This window comes from Arthrobacter sp. TJ-265, assembly GCF_058269135.1.
Genome location: NZ_JBZCND010000005.1, coordinates 57751 through 74076 on the forward strand (window position 1 = coordinate 57751; position 16326 = coordinate 74076).

The 16326-nt window shown below is 68.9% G+C and carries 18 protein-coding genes; 16 read left to right on the forward strand and 2 right to left on the reverse strand.

Features of this window, described 5'->3' with window-relative positions; all coding sequences use genetic code 11:
* The first annotated feature begins 2 nt into the window (after positions 1 to 2).
* The 11 genes from AC4D2E_RS15470 (at position 3) to AC4D2E_RS15520 (ending at position 9865) form a co-directional block, all read left to right on the forward strand.
* A complete protein-coding gene (locus tag AC4D2E_RS15470) occupies positions 3 to 371 on the forward strand; it encodes a hypothetical protein (protein ID WP_490910619.1) in 369 nt (122 codons plus the stop codon).
* An 89-nt stretch (positions 372 to 460) separates the two neighbouring features.
* Positions 461 to 841, forward strand: a complete 381-nt coding sequence (locus tag AC4D2E_RS15475; protein ID WP_490911091.1) for a hypothetical protein — start codon at positions 461 to 463, stop codon at positions 839 to 841.
* A 106-nt stretch (positions 842 to 947) separates the two neighbouring features.
* Entirely contained in the window at positions 948 to 1619 is a 672-nt protein-coding gene (locus tag AC4D2E_RS15480; protein ID WP_490953179.1) for a DUF4345 domain-containing protein, read from the forward strand.
* Between the two features lie 130 nt (positions 1620 to 1749).
* Complete coding sequence (locus tag AC4D2E_RS15485) at positions 1750 to 2745, forward strand: bifunctional riboflavin kinase/FAD synthetase (RefSeq protein WP_490953180.1); 996 nt, start codon at positions 1750 to 1752, stop codon at positions 2743 to 2745.
* 103 nt (positions 2746 to 2848) lie between these two features.
* Positions 2849 to 3118, forward strand: coding sequence for a 30S ribosomal protein S15 (gene rpsO / locus AC4D2E_RS15490; protein ID WP_087072138.1), 270 nt, complete (start codon positions 2849 to 2851; stop codon positions 3116 to 3118).
* 254 nt (positions 3119 to 3372) lie between these two features.
* Positions 3373 to 5625 carry a polyribonucleotide nucleotidyltransferase gene (locus tag AC4D2E_RS15495; protein ID WP_104168267.1) on the forward strand — a complete coding sequence of 751 codons (2253 nt, stop codon included), beginning with the start codon at positions 3373 to 3375 and terminating at the stop codon, positions 5623 to 5625.
* A 110-nt stretch (positions 5626 to 5735) separates the two neighbouring features.
* Positions 5736 to 7106 carry a M16 family metallopeptidase gene (locus AC4D2E_RS15500; RefSeq protein WP_490953181.1) on the forward strand — a complete coding sequence of 457 codons (1371 nt, stop codon included), beginning with the start codon at positions 5736 to 5738 and terminating at the stop codon, positions 7104 to 7106.
* A 133-nt stretch (positions 7107 to 7239) separates the two neighbouring features.
* Positions 7240 to 7626 (forward strand): PadR family transcriptional regulator, encoded by a 387-nt coding sequence (locus AC4D2E_RS15505; RefSeq protein ID WP_490953182.1) that lies wholly within the window; start codon positions 7240 to 7242, stop codon positions 7624 to 7626.
* A complete protein-coding gene (locus AC4D2E_RS15510) occupies positions 7623 to 8339 on the forward strand; it encodes a hypothetical protein (protein ID WP_490953183.1) in 717 nt (238 codons plus the stop codon). The genes AC4D2E_RS15505 and AC4D2E_RS15510 overlap by 4 nt, the downstream gene beginning before the upstream one ends.
* A 180-nt stretch (positions 8340 to 8519) precedes the next feature.
* Positions 8520 to 9221, forward strand: a complete 702-nt coding sequence (locus AC4D2E_RS15515; RefSeq protein ID WP_490953184.1) for a DsbA family protein — start codon at positions 8520 to 8522, stop codon at positions 9219 to 9221.
* 5 nt (positions 9222 to 9226) lie between these two features.
* Positions 9227 to 9865 (forward strand): vitamin K epoxide reductase family protein, encoded by a 639-nt coding sequence (locus AC4D2E_RS15520; protein WP_490953185.1) that lies wholly within the window; start codon positions 9227 to 9229, stop codon positions 9863 to 9865.
* An 82-nt stretch (positions 9866 to 9947) separates the two neighbouring features.
* On the opposite strand, the gene AC4D2E_RS15525 is transcribed toward AC4D2E_RS15520, so the two are convergent.
* Both AC4D2E_RS15525 and AC4D2E_RS15530 read right to left on the reverse strand, forming a co-directional pair.
* Complete coding sequence (locus AC4D2E_RS15525; RefSeq protein WP_490953186.1) at positions 9948 to 10184, reverse strand: hypothetical protein; 237 nt, start codon at positions 10182 to 10184, stop codon at positions 9948 to 9950.
* A 114-nt stretch (positions 10185 to 10298) separates the two neighbouring features.
* Complete coding sequence (locus AC4D2E_RS15530; protein WP_490910612.1) at positions 10299 to 10763, reverse strand: Fur family transcriptional regulator; 465 nt, start codon at positions 10761 to 10763, stop codon at positions 10299 to 10301.
* Positions 10764 to 10836: 73 nt separating this feature from the next.
* Between AC4D2E_RS15530 and AC4D2E_RS15535 the strand changes: the two genes are divergently transcribed.
* From AC4D2E_RS15535 to AC4D2E_RS15555, 5 genes are all read left to right on the forward strand, one after another.
* Positions 10837 to 12498 carry a catalase gene (locus tag AC4D2E_RS15535; RefSeq protein ID WP_104168999.1) on the forward strand — a complete coding sequence of 554 codons (1662 nt, stop codon included), beginning with the start codon at positions 10837 to 10839 and terminating at the stop codon, positions 12496 to 12498.
* Between the two features lie 215 nt (positions 12499 to 12713).
* Positions 12714 to 13556 carry a universal stress protein gene (locus tag AC4D2E_RS15540; RefSeq protein ID WP_490910611.1) on the forward strand — a complete coding sequence of 281 codons (843 nt, stop codon included), beginning with the start codon at positions 12714 to 12716 and terminating at the stop codon, positions 13554 to 13556.
* Between the two features lie 272 nt (positions 13557 to 13828).
* Positions 13829 to 14296, forward strand: a complete 468-nt coding sequence (locus tag AC4D2E_RS15545; RefSeq protein ID WP_490953187.1) for a DUF7793 family protein — start codon at positions 13829 to 13831, stop codon at positions 14294 to 14296.
* Positions 14297 to 14350: 54 nt separating this feature from the next.
* Complete coding sequence (locus tag AC4D2E_RS15550; protein WP_490953188.1) at positions 14351 to 14734, forward strand: DUF7793 family protein; 384 nt, start codon at positions 14351 to 14353, stop codon at positions 14732 to 14734.
* An 83-nt stretch (positions 14735 to 14817) separates the two neighbouring features.
* Positions 14818 to 16323: a CYTH and CHAD domain-containing protein gene (locus AC4D2E_RS15555; RefSeq protein WP_490953189.1), complete on the forward strand. Its 1506-nt coding sequence runs from the start codon at positions 14818 to 14820 to the stop codon at positions 16321 to 16323.
* Positions 16324 to 16326 lie beyond the last annotated feature (3 nt).

Sequence of the window (16326 nt, forward strand, 5' to 3'; positions counted from 1 at the left end):
GCGTGGATCCCTTCCTCCTCGTCGGCGTGATCGTGTGCGCCGTCTCCGCGGCACTCTGCCTCGGGGCCGGTGTGCTGCGCCGGCCGCCCAACGACATCACGATCCTCTCGATCGCCGCCGTAGAACTCTTCCTCCTCGCCTACGCCGTCGGAGCCGTGATCCGGCAGCTCGCGGGGGAGCCGGTCCTCGGGGAAGCCTGGGAGTTCTGGGGCTACCTCCTCACCGCGCTCCTCGTGCCCGTCGGGGCGTTCTGGTGGGCCATCCTCGAGAAGACCCGCTGGAGCAATTTCGTGCTGGCCGCGGCGGGGCTGACGGTCTTCGTCATGCTCTTCCGCATGGAGCAGATCTGGGACGGGGTGGCTGGACTGTGACCAGGCAGAGGAGCAGGCAGGGGAACGGGGCAGCATCCGCCGCGACCGCTCCGGACGGCGCCGGCCGCGCGAGCGGGCCCGGGCGGCTCCTGATCGCCGTGTACGGCGTGTTCGCCCTCGCGGCGACCGCCAGGGCCGGGTTCCAGATCGCGACGAAGTTCGGTGAAGCCCCGCTCGCGTACCTGCTCTCGGCGGTCGCAGCCGTGGTGTACATCGTCGCCACCGTTTCCCTCGCACGGCCCGGCGCCCGGGCGTATCGGATATCCGTCATCGCCGTGACCACGGAACTCGTGGGCGTCGTCGCGGTGGGGCTCCTCAGCGTCTTCGACGCACAGGCGTTCCCGAGCGAGACGGTGTGGTCGGCCTTCGGCCGCGGTTACGGGTTCGTCCCGCTCATCCTGCCGGTCCTGGGCCTTCTCTGGCTGCGCAGGAACCAGCCGGGCCGGACCCCGCGCGACGGCAGATCGTAGCCGAACACGTGGTCCGGGGGATTCCGTCGCATCCGCCCCTGGGCGCACGCCGCACCGTGAGAGTATGGCGGAAGAGCACCATCCAGCCTGCCTCCAGGGAGCCGACATGACCAGCAACACCCCCGAGCACGACAACTCCTCCGCGCCCGGCGGGCGGCCCGCGGGGTCCGACGCCAACGGGCGCGACGGCGCCGGATCGGCCCCCTCCTCGTCGCGCGCCGCGACCCCCGCGACCGGTAGCGGGACCTTGGGCACCGGGACGTCGCGCACCGGGACATCGGCCTCCGGGCCGGCGGCGGGCACGTCCACGTCCGGGGCCCCGGCCAAGGGGAAGAAGGCAGGCAAGGCAGCGTCCACGGGTGGTGACTGGAACGTGTTCCGCACCGTCGTCGTCCTGGTGGGACTGGCCCTCGCCGCCTTCGGCGTCTACTACCTGATCCTCGGCACGGCCGGCCTGCCGGACACCGAGGGCACCCCCGTCAACCCCACCCTCGAAAGCCAGTTCCGGTTCTACTCGGCCATGATGGTGGGTGTCGGCGCGGCCTTCATCACCATCGCCATCAAGTTCCAGTGGGCCAACATGCTCTGGCTGGTGTGCCTCATGGTGTTCGTCGGCGGTATCGGACGCGTCCTGTCGTGGGCGTTCTCCGGCACCCCCAACTACCTCCTGATCATCCTCATGGTCATCGAACTGGCCTTCCCGGCGGCCCTGCTCGTCTGGCACAAGTACATCGCGAAGACCAGCGAGCTCCGCAAGGAGTTCTCCCAGCGCACCTAGCGGGGACCGCACCCCGGGAGCGGGTGCGCGATGCCGTCCGGGACGGGGCCGTCGGCCATAATGGGATCGGCGATCGACCCGCCGGACCACACCGCGGTCCCGGGGTCCGGCCGAATCGCGAAGGAGATGCGTGTACTACTGGAGAGACCTGGACAGCGTGCCCGAGGACTTCGGGCCCTCCGTCCTGACGCTCGGCAACTTCGACGGCGTGCACCGGGGGCATCAGCGCGTCCTGCAGCAGGTCGTCGAAGCGGCGCGGCAACGATCCGCTGCGGCCGTCGTCGTGTCCTTCGACCCGCATCCCGCACAGGTCCACCGTCCCGACTCCGCGCCCGAACTGATCATGGGGCTCGACGACCGCGTCGAGACCCTCGCCGAGACCGGCATCGACGCCCTGCTGATGATGCACTACACGCTCGACCTCGCCTCCAATTCGCCGGAGGAATTCGTGGAGCGCGTGTTCGTGCGGGCGCTCAGGGCCAAGGCCGTGGTCATCGGCCACGATGTCCGGTTCGGCAGGGGCAACAGCGGGGATCTCGACACGATGCGCGAGCTCGGCCGCACCCTCGGCTTCGAGGTCATCACCATCGACGACTTCGGTGCCAGCTATCCGGCGGATGCCACGGACGCCGACGGCGACCGTCGCTGCTCGTCGACCTGGGTCCGTGAGGCGCTGGTGGCCGGTGACGTGGGGACCGCGGCGCGCGTCCTCGGACGGCTCCACCGCATGCGCGGCGAAGTGGTGCACGGGGCGGCCCGGGGCAGGGAACTCGGTTACCCGACGGCGAACCTGGCCCCGTCCGCGCAGGGGTTCATCCCCGCCGACGGCATCTACGCAGGCTGGCTCATCGACCAGGCCGGGACGTGCTGGCCCGCCGCCATCTCCGTCGGATCCAATCCCACGTTCGACGGCGTGGACCGCCAGGTCGAGGCGCACGTCATCAACCGTCCGCCGGAACGTGTGCAGGATTTCGACCTGTACGGGCAGTCCGTGGTCGTCGAATTCGTCGAGCGGCTGCGCGGGCAGGTGACCTACACGGGGCCCGAGGCGCTGATCGAGCAGATGAGGCTCGACGTCGACCGCGCGCGCGGCCTGCTTTCGACAGAACATCAGCCCAGACGCTAGACTTGGGGAAGATCCGGCTGCAGTCCGTGGTGGCTGGATTTTTCTGTGTCGTCGTGCAAGCGATGCTCAGCACATGTTCACGGTACAACTCTAGGAGTTACTCGTGGCCCTTGACGCCGCCATCAAGCAGGAAATCATCAAGGAATACGCTCTGGCCGAAGGTGACACCGGTTCACCCGAGGTGCAGATCGCGATGCTTTCCCGCCGTATCCTCGACCTGACCGAGCACCTGAAGATGCACAAGCACGACCACCACACGCGTCGTGGCCTGCTTCTTCTCGTCGGTCGTCGCCGTCGCCTGCTGGACTACCTGCGGGACACCGACATCACGCGCTACCGGTCGCTCATCGAGCGCCTGGGTCTGCGTCGATAAGTAGCATCGGAAGGCGGCACCCTCTCCCCGGGAGGGGGAGCCGCCTTCTTGCTGGAAACAGCATCGAAGTACCCCACGCATAACAGGAGTCAACCGGCACCACGCATTCGCGGTCCTCGGTAGTGGTCTCCGGAACGCCGGACCGGCAGTTCCGTGGATCTCGATCGAAGACCGGGTGCTGTGGGCCGTCCATGAGGGACGGGCCACGTCGGGTGCCGATTGCCTCCGCCTACCAGGAAACGGAGGTGACTCTCTTGGAGGGTCCCGAAATTCAGTTCGCCGAAGCAGTGATCGACAACGGTCGCTTCGGAACACGCACCGTCCGGTTCGAGACCGGGCGTGTCGCCCAGCAGGCCGCCGGCTCCGCCATGGTCTACATCGACGAGGACACCGCGCTGCTCTCGGCCACGACAGCCGGGAAGCACCCGCGCGAAGGCTTCGACTTCTTCCCGCTGACCGTCGACGTCGAAGAGCGCATGTACGCCGCGGGCCGCATCCCGGGCTCGTTCTTCCGTCGCGAAGGCCGCCCGTCGACCGAAGCCATCCTGGCCTGCCGCCTCATGGACCGCCCGCTGCGTCCCGCCTTCGTCAAGGGACTGCGCAACGAGGTCCAGGTCGTCGTGACCATCCTCGCGATCAACCCGGACGTCCGCTACGACGTCGTCGCCATCAACGCGGCGTCGATGTCCACGCAGCTCTCCGGCCTGCCCTTCTCGGGACCGATCGGTGGCGTCCGCGTCGCCCTCGTCTCCGACGGCAGCGGCTCCGACCAGTGGATCGCCTTCCCGAAGCACTCCGAGCTCGAGAACTCGGTCTTCGACATGGTGGTCGCCGGGCGCATCGCCGGTGACGACGTCGCCATCATGATGGTCGAGGCTGAGGCCACCGACAACTCGTGGACCCTCATCAAGGAGAACGGCGCCACCGCCCCCACCGAGGAGATCGTCGCTGACGGCCTCGAGGCCGCCAAGCCGTTCATCCGCGCGCTGTGCGAGGCGCAGGCCGACCTCGCGGCCCGCGCCGCGAAGCCGACCGTCGAGTTCCCCGTGTTCCTCGACTACCAGGACGACGTCTACGCCGCCGTCGAGTCCGCCGGAGCCGAGAAGCTCGGGCAGGTCTTCCAGATCGCCGACAAGCAGGAGCGCGAAAGCGCCTCCGACGCCCTCAAGGGCGAGCTCATGGACGCCCTCGGCGCGCAGTTCGAGGGACGCGAGAAGGAGCTCTCCGCAGCCTTCCGCTCGCTGACCAAGGCCGTCGTCCGCCAGCGCATCCTCAAGGACCAGGTCCGCATCGACGGCCGTGGCCTGAGCGACATCCGCAAGCTCACCGCCGAGGTCGAGGTCCTGCCGCGCGTGCACGGCTCCGCCATCTTCGAGCGCGGCGAGACCCAGATCCTGGGTGTCACCACGCTGAACATGCTCAAGATGGAGCAGCAGATCGACTCGCTGTCGCCCGTCACGCGCAAGCGCTACATGCACAACTACAACTTCCCGCCCTACTCCACCGGTGAGACCGGCCGCGTCGGTTCGCCGAAGCGCCGCGAGATCGGCCACGGAGCACTGGCGGAGCGCGCCCTCGTGCCCGTCCTGCCCACCCGCGAGGAGTTCCCGTACGCGATCCGCCAGGTCTCCGAGGCGCTGAGCTCCAACGGCTCGACGTCGATGGGCTCGGTCTGCGCCTCCACGCTGTCGCTGCTCAACGCCGGTGTCCCCCTCCGCGCGCCGGTCGCCGGCATCGCCATGGGCCTCGTGTCCGACGTCGTCGACGGCCAGACCCGCTACGCGGCGCTGACGGACATCCTCGGTGCCGAGGACGCCTTCGGCGACATGGACTTCAAGGTCGCCGGAACGTCGGAGTTCGTCACGGCCATCCAGCTGGACACGAAGCTCGACGGCATCCCCGCGTCCGTGCTCGCCGCCGCCCTGAAGCAGGCCCGCGAGGCGCGCCTGCACATCCTGGGCGTGCTGCAGGCCGCGATCGACACCCCGGACGAGCTCTCCGAGTTCGCACCCCGGATCATCTCGGTGAAGATCCCCGTGGACAAGATCGGCGAGGTCATCGGCCCCAAGGGCAAGATGATCAACCAGATCCAGGAGGACACCGGAGCGGACATCTCGATCGAGGACGACGGCACCGTGCTGATCGGCGCGACGAACGGCGAGTCGGCGGAAGCCGCCCGCGCCGCCGTCAACGCCATCGCCAACCCGCAGGTCCCCGAGATCGGTGAGCGCTACCTGGGCACGGTGGTCAAGACCACGACCTTCGGCGCCTTCGTCTCCCTCACCCCCGGCAAGGACGGCCTGCTGCACATCTCCGAGCTCCGCAAGCTCGCCGGTGGGAAGCGCGTCGACAACGTCGACGAGATCGTCTCCGTGGGCCAGAAGATCCAGGTCGAGATCACCAAGGTCGACGACCGCGGAAAGCTCTCGCTCTCGCCCGTCGTCGCGGAGGATCTCTCCGAGGACGCCGGCATCGAGCTGCCCGAGGCCACCGAGGGCGACGACTGACCTGTTGCCCCGCTCGTCCTGAGCACCGTACGGCCCCGACGCCGATCGATTCGATCAGCGCCGGGGCCGTCTGCCGTTCCCTGCCCAGTCGACAGACCAGAAAGACCAGGATGTCCCTGTCCTCCGTAGTGTCCCTTCCCCTGCTGCCCACCACCCACACCGGTGCGGAGGGTGCCGATCCCACGTTCGTGGCCGGTGATCCCGGCGGCAACGTGGTGCGGCGCAGCGTGCTGGCCGGCGGCGTGCGCGTGCTCACCGAGGCGATGCCGGGCCAGCGCTCCGCGACCATCGGCTTCTGGGTGGGCGTCGGGTCCCGCGACGAGGCCGACGGCCAGCACGGCTCCACCCACTTCCTGGAGCACCTGCTGTTCAAGGGGACCACGCGTCGCAGCGCCATGGACATCGCGTCCGCCTTCGACGAGGTGGGCGGCGAATCCAATGCCGCCACCGCGAAGGAGAACACCTGCTACTACGCGCGGGTCCTCGACTCGGACCTGCCGATGGCCATCGACGTCATCGCGGACATGGTCACCTCCGCCGTGCTCGACCCCGAGGAACTCGAGCAGGAGCGCGACGTCATCCTCGAGGAGATCGCGATGGACAGCGACGATCCCGCGGACGTGGCGCACGAGCGGTTCGTCGAGCTGGTGCTGGGGGAGCACCCCCTCGGCCGGCCGATCGGCGGAACCCCCGAGGCGATCCGCGCGGTGCCGCGCGAGTCCGTCCTCGCCCACTACCGCCGCTACTACACGCCCGCCGAGCTCGTCGTCACCGCCGCGGGCGGGTTGGACCACGACGTCGTCTGCCGTCTCGTGCAGGAAGCGCTCGTGTCCGCCGGGTGGACCCTCGACGAGGGTGCCCTGCCCGTCCCGCGCCGCCGGACCACCGAAGTGCCGGTCAGGGGGGCGACGGGCGTCCACGTGATCCGGCGCGCCGTCGAACAGTCGAACATCCTGATCGGATGTCCTTCCCTCACGGCGACCGACGAGCGCAGGTTCGCGATGAGCGTCCTGAATGCCGTCCTCGGGGGCGGCATGTCCTCGCGGCTGTTCCAGGAGATCCGCGAGAAGCGCGGCCTCGTCTACTCCACCTACTCGTTCTCGGCGGCCTACGCGGACGCGGGCTACTTCGGCATGTACGCGGGGTGCTCGCCGGCCAAGACCGCCCAGGTCATCGATCTGCTCGGCGCCGAACTGGACCGGCTCGCCGCCGACGGCATCGACGCCGAGGAGCTCCGCAAGGCCGTCGGGCAGCTCTCCGGCGGACTGGTCATGGCCCTCGAGGACAGCAGCTCCCGCATGTCGCGGCTCGGCCGGTCCGAGCTCGTCTCGGGCGAGTTCGTCGACATGGACACCTCCCTCCAGCGCATCCGGTCCGTCACCGCCGAGGACGTCCAGGCGCTGGCCCGGGAACTCGCCGCGGCGCCGCGCACCACGGTCGTCGTCGGGCCTTTCGACTCGGAAGCCGACCTCGCCGGGTAGATGCCGGGGCCCCGCCGCAGAACGGATCAGCGCAGGCCGGGCATGCTGCTTCCCTTCCTGGAGGTGCGGTCCACGATCACGGACCGCACGATGCGCTCTTTACAGGCTAACTACTTAGATAGACAATCTAGTCATGGATGTCCCGAGTGCCGATCGCCCGACCCCGGGCAGCGTGGACTGGCCGAGCGACTGGCTGCGAGCCACGCTGGGTCTCCTGGTCCTTCGCGCCCTGTCCGCGGGACCGTCCTACGGCTACGCCATCATCAGCGAGCTCGAGCGTCACGGGTTCGGCACCATCAAGGGCGGGACGCTGTACCCGCTCCTGTCCCGCTACGAGACCGCCGGGCTGGTGACCACGGAATGGCGCGCCGGCGACGGAGGTCCCGGCCGCAAGTACTTCGCACTGACGGATCAGGGACGCACCGAACTCACCCGTCTGTGTGCTGACTGGCGGCGTTTCGCCGATACCAGTACCGGTTACCTCGACCCCGAGCGGCTCACGAAGGAGACCCCGGCATGACGCAGGAGACCAGCGACAAGAAGTGGTTCGATCAGCTCGTCATGGAACTCCGCCTGCGCCAGGTGCACGGGAGCGCCATCGGTGACACCGTCGCAAGCGCCCGGGAACTCCTCGGCGACACCGGCCAGCGGGCCGAGGAGGCGTTCGGGCCCGCCCGGGACTACGCAGCCGCGCTCGAGCTCCCGGCCGCACCGAAGCACGACTGGATCCGCACCGCACTGTGGCCGTCGCTCCTGGGGCTCCTGGCCTTCCTGCTCTTCAACCAGGCGGTCGTGTCCTGGACGCGGTCGGAGCTGCTGCTGGTGTCCCCGGCGCAGACGGCCTTCCTCGCCACGCCGGTCGTGCTTGTCGCTCTCCTGCCGTTCTACCTCGACGCCGTCGTCCGTCGCATCTGGGTCTGCGTGGCCCTTGCCGCTGCCTGTGCTGTGGCGGGGATCCTCTCGGCGGTCGTGACCCCCACGAACCAGGCCGAGGCCTGGCTGTCCATGGATCCGCTGCCCTGGGTGGTCGGCAGCGCCCTGGTCATGGTGGCCCTGTCGATCACGAACACCGTCCGGTCATCTCGCCCGGGGAGCGCCGACGACGTCACCGATCCGCTCTCCGGGACGGCGGACGGCACCGGGACGGGGGCGCGGCTCATGGTCCAGGTGACCGACTGGCTGTTCCCCCTCCTCGCCCTGGCCATGCTCGGCCTCGCGCTGTCCTTCCGCTAGGTCAGCAGGGGGTCCTTCACCGCCTGGGCCCGTCCTCCGTGAGGGAGTAGCCGGCTCTTCCCGGCGCCCCGGGTCAGTACATGATGCCGGGTACTGTTGAAGATGCTCAGGAGCAATGACCGCCGAACCGTCCGAAGCACCTGCGCGACGACGCCGTTCCATGACCAGGAGACACCCACCGTGCCGACCCCCGCCCCCGCTCCCAGCGCGACGCCCGACACGACGAAGGGCCTGAGCCTGCCGAACCGGATCGCGATCGGCCTGTTGGCAGCCGCCGCCGTCGTCGTCGGCCTGGTGCTCCTCTTCAACGCGCTGGGCGCGGACGACAGCCCGACGGCCGGTACGACCGCTGCGGAGGTCGTGCGTGAGGACAGCCACCGCGTGTCCCAGGCGCCGGACGAGAAGGCCGTGCTGGTCGAGTTCCTCGACTTCGAATGCGAATCCTGCCTGGCCGCATACCCCGTGGTGGAGGACCTCTCCGAGGAGTACGGGGAGAACCTGACGGTGGTCTCCCGATACTTCCCACTGCCCGGCCACCCGAACTCCGAGACCGCGGCCGCGGCCGTCGAGGCCGCCGCGCAGCAGGGCAGGTTCAAGGAGATGCACGCGCGCATGTACGAGACACAGCCCGAGTGGAGCCATACCTCCGAGGACAGGTCGCCGGTGTTCCGGGGCTTCGCGGAGGATCTCGGCCTGGACATGGCGGCCTACGACGCAGCGATCGCCGACCCGGCGACCATGGAGCGCGTGAACGCCGACAAGAACGACGGCATGGCGCTGAACGTCGAGGGGACCCCGACGTTCTTCCTCGAGGGACGGAAGATCCAGCCGGCCACGCTCGAGGAATTCCGCAGCCTCATCGAGACCGCCATCGCGGACTGAGCATCATGGCTCACACCACCAGCGACGTCACATCATCCCCGGGAAGTGGGCAGGATGACGTGTCCGTGCCCGGGTTCGCGCGCAGGGTCCCGTTCGGGGCCATGCTCGTCGCCACCGGTGTCATCGGGTGGGCCGCCGCCGGGATCCTGATCCTCGAGAAGCTCGAGCTCTACCGGAACCCCGACCACGTCACCAGCTGCGACATCAACCCGTGGGTGTCCTGCGGGCAGGTCATGGAGACCTGGCAGTCCGAGCTCTTCGGCTTCCCCAACCCGTTCATCGGGCTCGTGGGCTTCACCGTCGTCATCACGACCGGCATGGCCCTGCTCGCCGGGGCGCGGTTCAGCCGCTGGTACTGGGCGGGCCTGCAGGTGGGCGTCACCCTCGGTGCGGTGTTCGCGGCCTGGCTGTGGAGCCAGGCCCTGTTCGACATCTACATCCTCTGCCTCTACTGCATGGTCGTGTGGTCGGCGATGGTTCCCCTGGTCATCCTCACCACCGTCCGCAACCTGGTCCACGGCATCATTCCCGCCCCCGCCGGCCTGACGCGCAGCCTGGCGGCCTGGGTGGCACCGATCATCGTCCTGACCTGGATCGCCGTCGCCGCCTCCGTGTTCCTCCGCTTCCTCCACGTCTTCACCTGAGACTCCGAGGGCCGGTGCCGGAGCGGACGCTCCGGCACCGGCCCTCACCGACGTCGTACTGCCGGTCGATGCCGCGGCCCTGCTAGCCGACGTAGGTGTACGAGCCGCCGGACACCGGGCGTCGGACCTCGGTGGTGACATAGCTGCCGAAGGTGGCGGGTGCGGGCCCGTTCGACGTGACGTAGGTGCCGGGCGCCCGGAAGCTCCTGGGTGTCGTGCGGCTCGTCGTGATGTAGCTCCCGCCGAGCGGGGACGCCGGCAGCCTGCCGGGGGAGGCGGGGCGGACATCGGGGCGGGTGGTGGGGGCGATGAGGGTCAAGGGTTCTTCCTTCTCGGTCGATTTCGGGCATGACCGCACCAGGCTGGTGGGTGGGTGCCCGTACGGTGGGTCACCGGACCGATGATCGGCCGGTGGTTGGTGGGTGTTTCCCGGCTACGGGTCGTCGGTGGCCGAGGCGGCGGCGCGGCATTGCTCACACAAGCCGTTGAACGTCACTTCGGCGGCGAAGACGGTGAACCCGGAATCGTCGGACGGCTCCAGGCAGGGCGCTTCCCCGATCACGCAATCCACGTCCCTGATGGTCCCGCACGCCACGCAGACGAGGTGGTGATGGTTGTCCCCGACCCTGCATTCGAACAGGGCGGGGGAACCCGGAGGATCGAATCGACGGACGATGCCGGCTCCCGTGAAGGCCGCCAGGATTCCATATACCGCCTGCGGGGACGTCCCGGACAACTCGTCCTTCACGCGGTCAAACACGCGTTCGGCGCTCGAGTGCGGGAGGTGCTGCAGGGTGCGCAGCACCGCGACCCGGGGCGCCGTCACCTTCAGCCCCGACGCCCGGATCGTGTGCTTTAGCACATCGATGTCGGGGACGGAAGTGGATGCAGTCGGCATGGTTACCACTGTACCGTTTGTTTTGAACTACTCAAAACAACCGTTGTTGAGAGTCCACCGTGAGGAGCACCGCATGACTGATGTCGCCAGCCAGCCGCCCGCCGAAGGGGACGACCGGCCCGTCCTGACCAACCGCCAGGGCCACCAGGTGTACGACAACCAGAATTCCCGGACCGTCGGTGCCCGCGGCCCGGCCACCCTGGAGAACTACCAGTTCCTCGAGAAGATCAGCCACTTCGACCGCGAGCGCATCCCCGAGCGCGTGGTCCACGCCCGCGGGTTCGTGGCGTACGGCGATTTCGAGGCCACCGGGAAATGCGGTGACGAGCCGATCGCCACCTACACCCGTGCGAAGCTGTTCTCGGAACCGGGCAAGAAGACCGATGTCGCCATCCGCTTCTCCTCCGTCATCGGCGGCCGGGATTCGTCCGAGGCGGCCCGGGATCCCCGCGGCTTCGCGGTGAAGTTCTACACGGAGGACGGCAACTGGGACCTCGTGGGCAACAACCTCGCGGTGTTCTTCATCCGCGATGCCATCAAGTTCCCCGACGTCATCCATTCCCTGAAGCCGGACCCCATCACGTTCAGGCAGGAACCGGCCCGCATCTTCGACTTCATGTCGCAGACCCCCGAGGCCATGCACATGCTCGTGAACCTCTTCAGCCCGCGCGGCATACCGGCTGATTACCGCCACATGCAGGGATTCGGCGTCAACACCTACAAGTGGGTCGATGCCGATGGTGCCACCAAGCTCGTGAAGTACATCTGGCAGCCGCGCCAGGGCGTGAAGAGCCTGACCGAGGAGGACGCCGCCAACATCCAGGCGACGGACCTCGGCCACGCGTCGAAGGACCTGTACGAGGCGATCGAGCGCGGCGACTACCCGAAGTGGGACCTGTACGTGCAGCTGATGGACGACGGCGACCACCCGGAGCTCGATTTCGATCCCCTCGACGACACGAAGACCTGGCCGGAACAGGACTTCGAGCCGAAACTCATCGGCACCATGACGCTGAACCGGAACGTCACGGACCACCACAACGAGAACGAGCAGCTCTCCTTCGGGACCGGCGTCCTGGTGGACGGCCTCGACTTCTCGGACGACAAGATGCTCGTGGGGCGCACCTTCAGCTACAGCGACGCCCAGCGCTACCGCGTCGGCCCGAACTACCTCCAGCTCCCCGTCAACTCGGCGAAGAACGCCTCGGTCCACACCAACCAGGGCGGTGGCCAGATGTCCTACGGGACGGACCGGGCGCCCGGGCAGAACCCCCACGTCAACTACGAGCCCTCCATCACCGGTGGCCTGCGTGAGGGGCAGTACCCCACGCACGACGACCAGGGCCCGGAGATCCAGGGGCGACTGACGCGCAAGCGCATCCCGCTCACCAACGACTACCTGCAGGCGGGCCAGCGGTACCAGCTGCTCGAGCAGTGGGAGAAGGACGACCTCGTCGGCAACTTCGTCACGCTCATCGGGCAGGCGGCACGCGCGGTGCAGGAGCGCATGGTCTGGCACTTCTACCTCGTCGATGACGAGCTCGGAGCACGTGTCGGTGAGGGCCTGGGCATCGGCGTCGACGAGGTCAAGGACCTGCCGCCCCTCGCGAGCCAGACCCTGTCCGAGGACGAGCTGATGCGATTGAAGAACCTCGGCAGCAACGGCCCCCGCGACGTCGAGGGACTGACCATGACGCACTGCGTGCCCAACGAGCACGTGGTGGTCACCCGCTGAGCGGACGGCCGTAACCAGCTGAAACCCGGACCCGACAGGCCCTACCCTGCGAAGGGTGGGGCCTGTCATCGGTCCGGGAGGCGGACAGTCCTACCGATCTGGGCCGGAGTGGGTCATGCTCAGGCAGGACCTCTGCTCGGACAAGGACTCACCATGCATGCAACACTGCCGCCCTATCGCCCCCTTCAGTCACTGCTAATCGTCGGTGCATCAGCGTGAGCCCGGCTGAAGCGCCGGTCAAGCCTGTCCTTGTCGGGTATGACGGCTCGGACGGCTCCCGCCGGGCGGTGCTGTGGGCGGCCCACCACGCGGCTGTCTCCGGACTGCCTCTCGTCGTCGTGCACTGCTGGGTCTGGCCGTTCTTCACCCAGGACCTCGGCCCGGTCGGCGACATCAAGGACAGCGGCCTCCAGCGGGCCGCCGAGCGCACCAGCGCCGAAGGCCTCGATCTCGCGAAGCAGGCGGAACCGGACCTCGAGGTCAGCGTGCGGCTCATCACCGGCTTTCCCTCAGAAGTACTCACCCGGCTCTCCGCCGACGCTGCCCTCCTCGTCACCGGCACTCGCGGGCTCGGCGGGTTCGCAGGCTTGGTCATCGGCTCGGTCAGCCTCCACCTCGCCGCGTCCTCCTCCTGCCCCATCGCGGTCATCCGCGAGGATCAGCCCGGCAAGGGCGACGTCCTGGTCGCGGTCGACGGATCACCGGAGAGCGATCGCGCCGTCACCGAGGCAGCGGTCCTCGCGACGACCCTGCACGCGCCGCTCCGCGTCCTCCACGTCCGGCCCTACACGCGGCACGCCCGGACGCGGCAGCCCGACCCGGAGCACGACCCCGTCATCCAGCAGGCCCTGAACCTCCTGCCTGCGGATACGGACCTCACCGTCATCGAGGACTCCTTCGCGGAACCGTCCGTCCCCGGGGTCATCATCCACCAGGCGCATCGGGCCGTCTGCGTCGTCCTGGGCGCGAAGGGCACCAACACGCTCGGTGCCCGCCTCGGGTCCACGGTCCACGCCGTCCTCCACCACGCCCGAGGCAACGTCATCGTCGTCCGGTAGGACATGTGTCCCGAAGCACGGCGAGAAGGACCGCCGAGGCCGAGCTCGCTCGTCTTCGCCCTCGCCCGAGCCGGCAAGAGGGTGGAACGCTACGGAGCACGACGACGGGCTGCCGGCCGTTCCCCGCGCCGGGTCGGCCCCGGAGGGGCTCCCCGTTGTGCAGCTCTCGCTCCCATGCGGACAATCTGCGGATAAGTTGCGGGTGCCCGGTACGTCATGGGACCCGCTGGTTCGTAGGATGGGGAGCTGACGACCATTGTGGCTGGGAGCTGGTGGGTATCGACGATCGACGGACCGAGCAGGCGGTGCTGCCGGGTGCGGACACGGTGCCGGCGTCCGGTTATGGCCGGGCGGTCAGGGTTTCCGCGGCCGAGGGCAGGGCGACCCTCAGCCTGCTCCGTCCTGCCCTGCTCCGCCTGACCTGGGTGCCGGGAACCGAGGTCCAGGAAGCCGACGCCAGGGACGTCCTCAAGCAGAGCCTGGAGCTGGTGGGTCATGTCCCGTACGCGATCCTGGTGGACATGCGCCACATCAAGATCATCAACGCCGGTGCGAGGGCAGCCTACGGTTCCGAGATCATGGTCCTGGCTGCTGCGATGCTGGGGGTCACCCCCGTGGACCGGGTCAACGCCGCATCCGTGCAGCAATCGGTGCACGAGGTCCGGTTCTTCACCGACGAGGACGCGGCGCTGGCATGGCTGACGAGTCATCTTCCCGATCCGTCGTCCCGCCTCGTGTAGCGGCCCGGGCGTGGTCTGCGACCGGATGCCGAGCAATCTGATGGAGAGGGAGCGATGATCGACGAGGAACAGCTGGCGGCCGAGGCCTTCACGGCGACGATGCGTGACGGGGTCCTGTGGGTCGAATGGCTTGCCGGCATGAGTGTCGGCGAGGCGGATGCGATCGCCCTCGTCGAGCGGGCCGATGTGATCAGCAGGAACGTGTGTCCGCCGATGCTGGTCGAGCTCAACGGCATGGTGACCCTCAGCCGGACCGCCCTCCGCCGGTTCGCCGGGGAGCTCAACATCGCGGCGATGGCGATCGTAGGACCGACGGCGGTGGACAGGGCCCTCGCGGCGTTCTTCGCCGAGGTCCATGATCCGCCCTATCCGACCCGGTACTTCCGGCACCGGGCTAAGGCCCTGCCCTGGCTCACCGGTTGCCCCCACGCACCCTGACGGCGTCGCGGTGACGGGGCCGCCCGCGGGTTGCTGACGCGGGCCGGTGTCCCGATATACAGTGCCCTATGCGTCCTGATGCCGTGGTTGAGATTGAGCGGAAATTCGACGTCGACGACGACGCCGGGGTTCCTTCGCTGCACGACCTTCCCGGGATCGGGACGGTGGACCAGCCGGTCGAGCATCGGCTCGAGGCCGAGTACTTCGATACCGAGGACTTCAGGCTGGCCTCCCGGCGCATCACGCTGCGACGACGATCCGGGGGTGAGGACGCCGGGTGGCACCTCAAGATCCCGGCGGGTCCCGACGAACGGCACGAACACCATGAGCCGTTGGGCAGGAAGGCCGACGGCGTCCCCGAGGCACTGCTGGACCTGATCCGGGTGCACGTCAGGAGCGGGGCGCTGGTGCCGGTCGCCCGGCTGACGACGCGGCGCATCGTGCACCACCTCCGCGACGAGGGAGGCAGGATCCTGGTCGACCTCATGGACGACCGTGTGCAGGCCGAGGCGCTGCGGCCCGAACCCACCGGCCTGCACTGGCGTGAATGGGAGATCGAGCTCGTCGACGGGTCGATCGACCTGCTCGATGCCGTGCAGACCCGGGTCGCGGACGCCGGTGCGCGCCCCGCCGCCCACAGCTCCAAACTGGAGCGGACCCTCGGCTCCCTGCTCCGCACCGTCGCCGACACGCGACCCACACCGACACCGGGCGGTCCGGCCGGGGACATCCTGCTCGCCTACCTCCACGAGCAGATGGCCGCGCTCGAGGAGCAGGACCCCCAGGTGCGGCAGGACGCACCCGACGCGGTCCACCGGATGCGGGTCGCCACCCGGCGCGTGCGGTCGGTCCTGGGCACGTACCGCTCCCTGCTGGAGGACGCCGACGCCGTACGGCTCCTGCGTGAGGAACTGAAGTGGCTCGCAGGCGTGCTCGGCAAGGCGCGGGACGCCGAGGTCATGCACGCACGGCTCAGGGAGATGCTGGCCGACGAACCGCCGGAACTGGTGCTGGGCCCGGTCCGGCGCAGGGTCGACCTGGAGCTCGGGGACGGTTACAGAAAGGCCCACGCCCGGGCCCTCAAGGCGCTGCGCGGGCGCCGCTACTTCCTGCTGCTCGACACCCTCGAATCCGTGCTGGCAGCCCCGGCACTGACGGCCCGGGCCGCCGAGCCGGCCGCTCAGGTGATCCCGGATCTCCTGAACCGGGACATCCGGCGCCTGCGCTCGGCAGTCGACGAGGCCAGGCAGCACCCCGCGGGCGTCGGAGACCACCCAGCCCTCCATGAGGCGCGCAAGGAGGGCAAGCGGCTACGGTACGCGACCGAGGCCGCGGCCCCGCTCGGCCGGAAGAAGGTCGCCCGCATCGGGGAGGCGGCCGTGGGGATCCAGAAGATCCTCGGCGAGCATCAGGACAGCGTCGTGACCCGGGACCTGCTGCGCCGCCTCGGTGCCGCTGCGTTCAAGCAGGGTGAGAACGGATTCACCTACGGTCGGCTGCATGCCCTGGAACAGGTCGCAGCCCTTCGTGCGGAATCCCGCTTCCGCCGGGAATGGAAGCACTTCCCCTCGGACCTTCGCGCGAAGTAGGAA

What these genes read in the sequence shown, in the direction of transcription:
- AC4D2E_RS15480 (WP_490953179.1), top strand. Translation starts at nt 948, where the DNA reads ATGACCAGCAACACCCCCGAGCACGACAACTCCTCCGCGCCCGGCGGG.
- AC4D2E_RS15535 (WP_104168999.1), top strand. Translation starts at nt 10,837, where the DNA reads ATGACTGATGTCGCCAGCCAGCCGCCCGCCGAAGGGGACGACCGGCCC.
- AC4D2E_RS15550 (WP_490953188.1), top strand. Translation starts at nt 14,351, where the DNA reads ATGATCGACGAGGAACAGCTGGCGGCCGAGGCCTTCACGGCGACGATG.
- AC4D2E_RS15500 (WP_490953181.1), top strand. Translation starts at nt 5,736, where the DNA reads ATGTCCCTGTCCTCCGTAGTGTCCCTTCCCCTGCTGCCCACCACCCAC.
- AC4D2E_RS15510 (WP_490953183.1), top strand. Translation starts at nt 7,623, where the DNA reads ATGACGCAGGAGACCAGCGACAAGAAGTGGTTCGATCAGCTCGTCATG.
- AC4D2E_RS15505 (WP_490953182.1), top strand. Translation starts at nt 7,240, where the DNA reads ATGGATGTCCCGAGTGCCGATCGCCCGACCCCGGGCAGCGTGGACTGG.
- AC4D2E_RS15520 (WP_490953185.1), top strand. Translation starts at nt 9,227, where the DNA reads ATGGCTCACACCACCAGCGACGTCACATCATCCCCGGGAAGTGGGCAG.
- AC4D2E_RS15530 (WP_490910612.1), bottom strand. Translation starts at nt 10,763, where the DNA reads ATGCCGACTGCATCCACTTCCGTCCCCGACATCGATGTGCTAAAGCAC.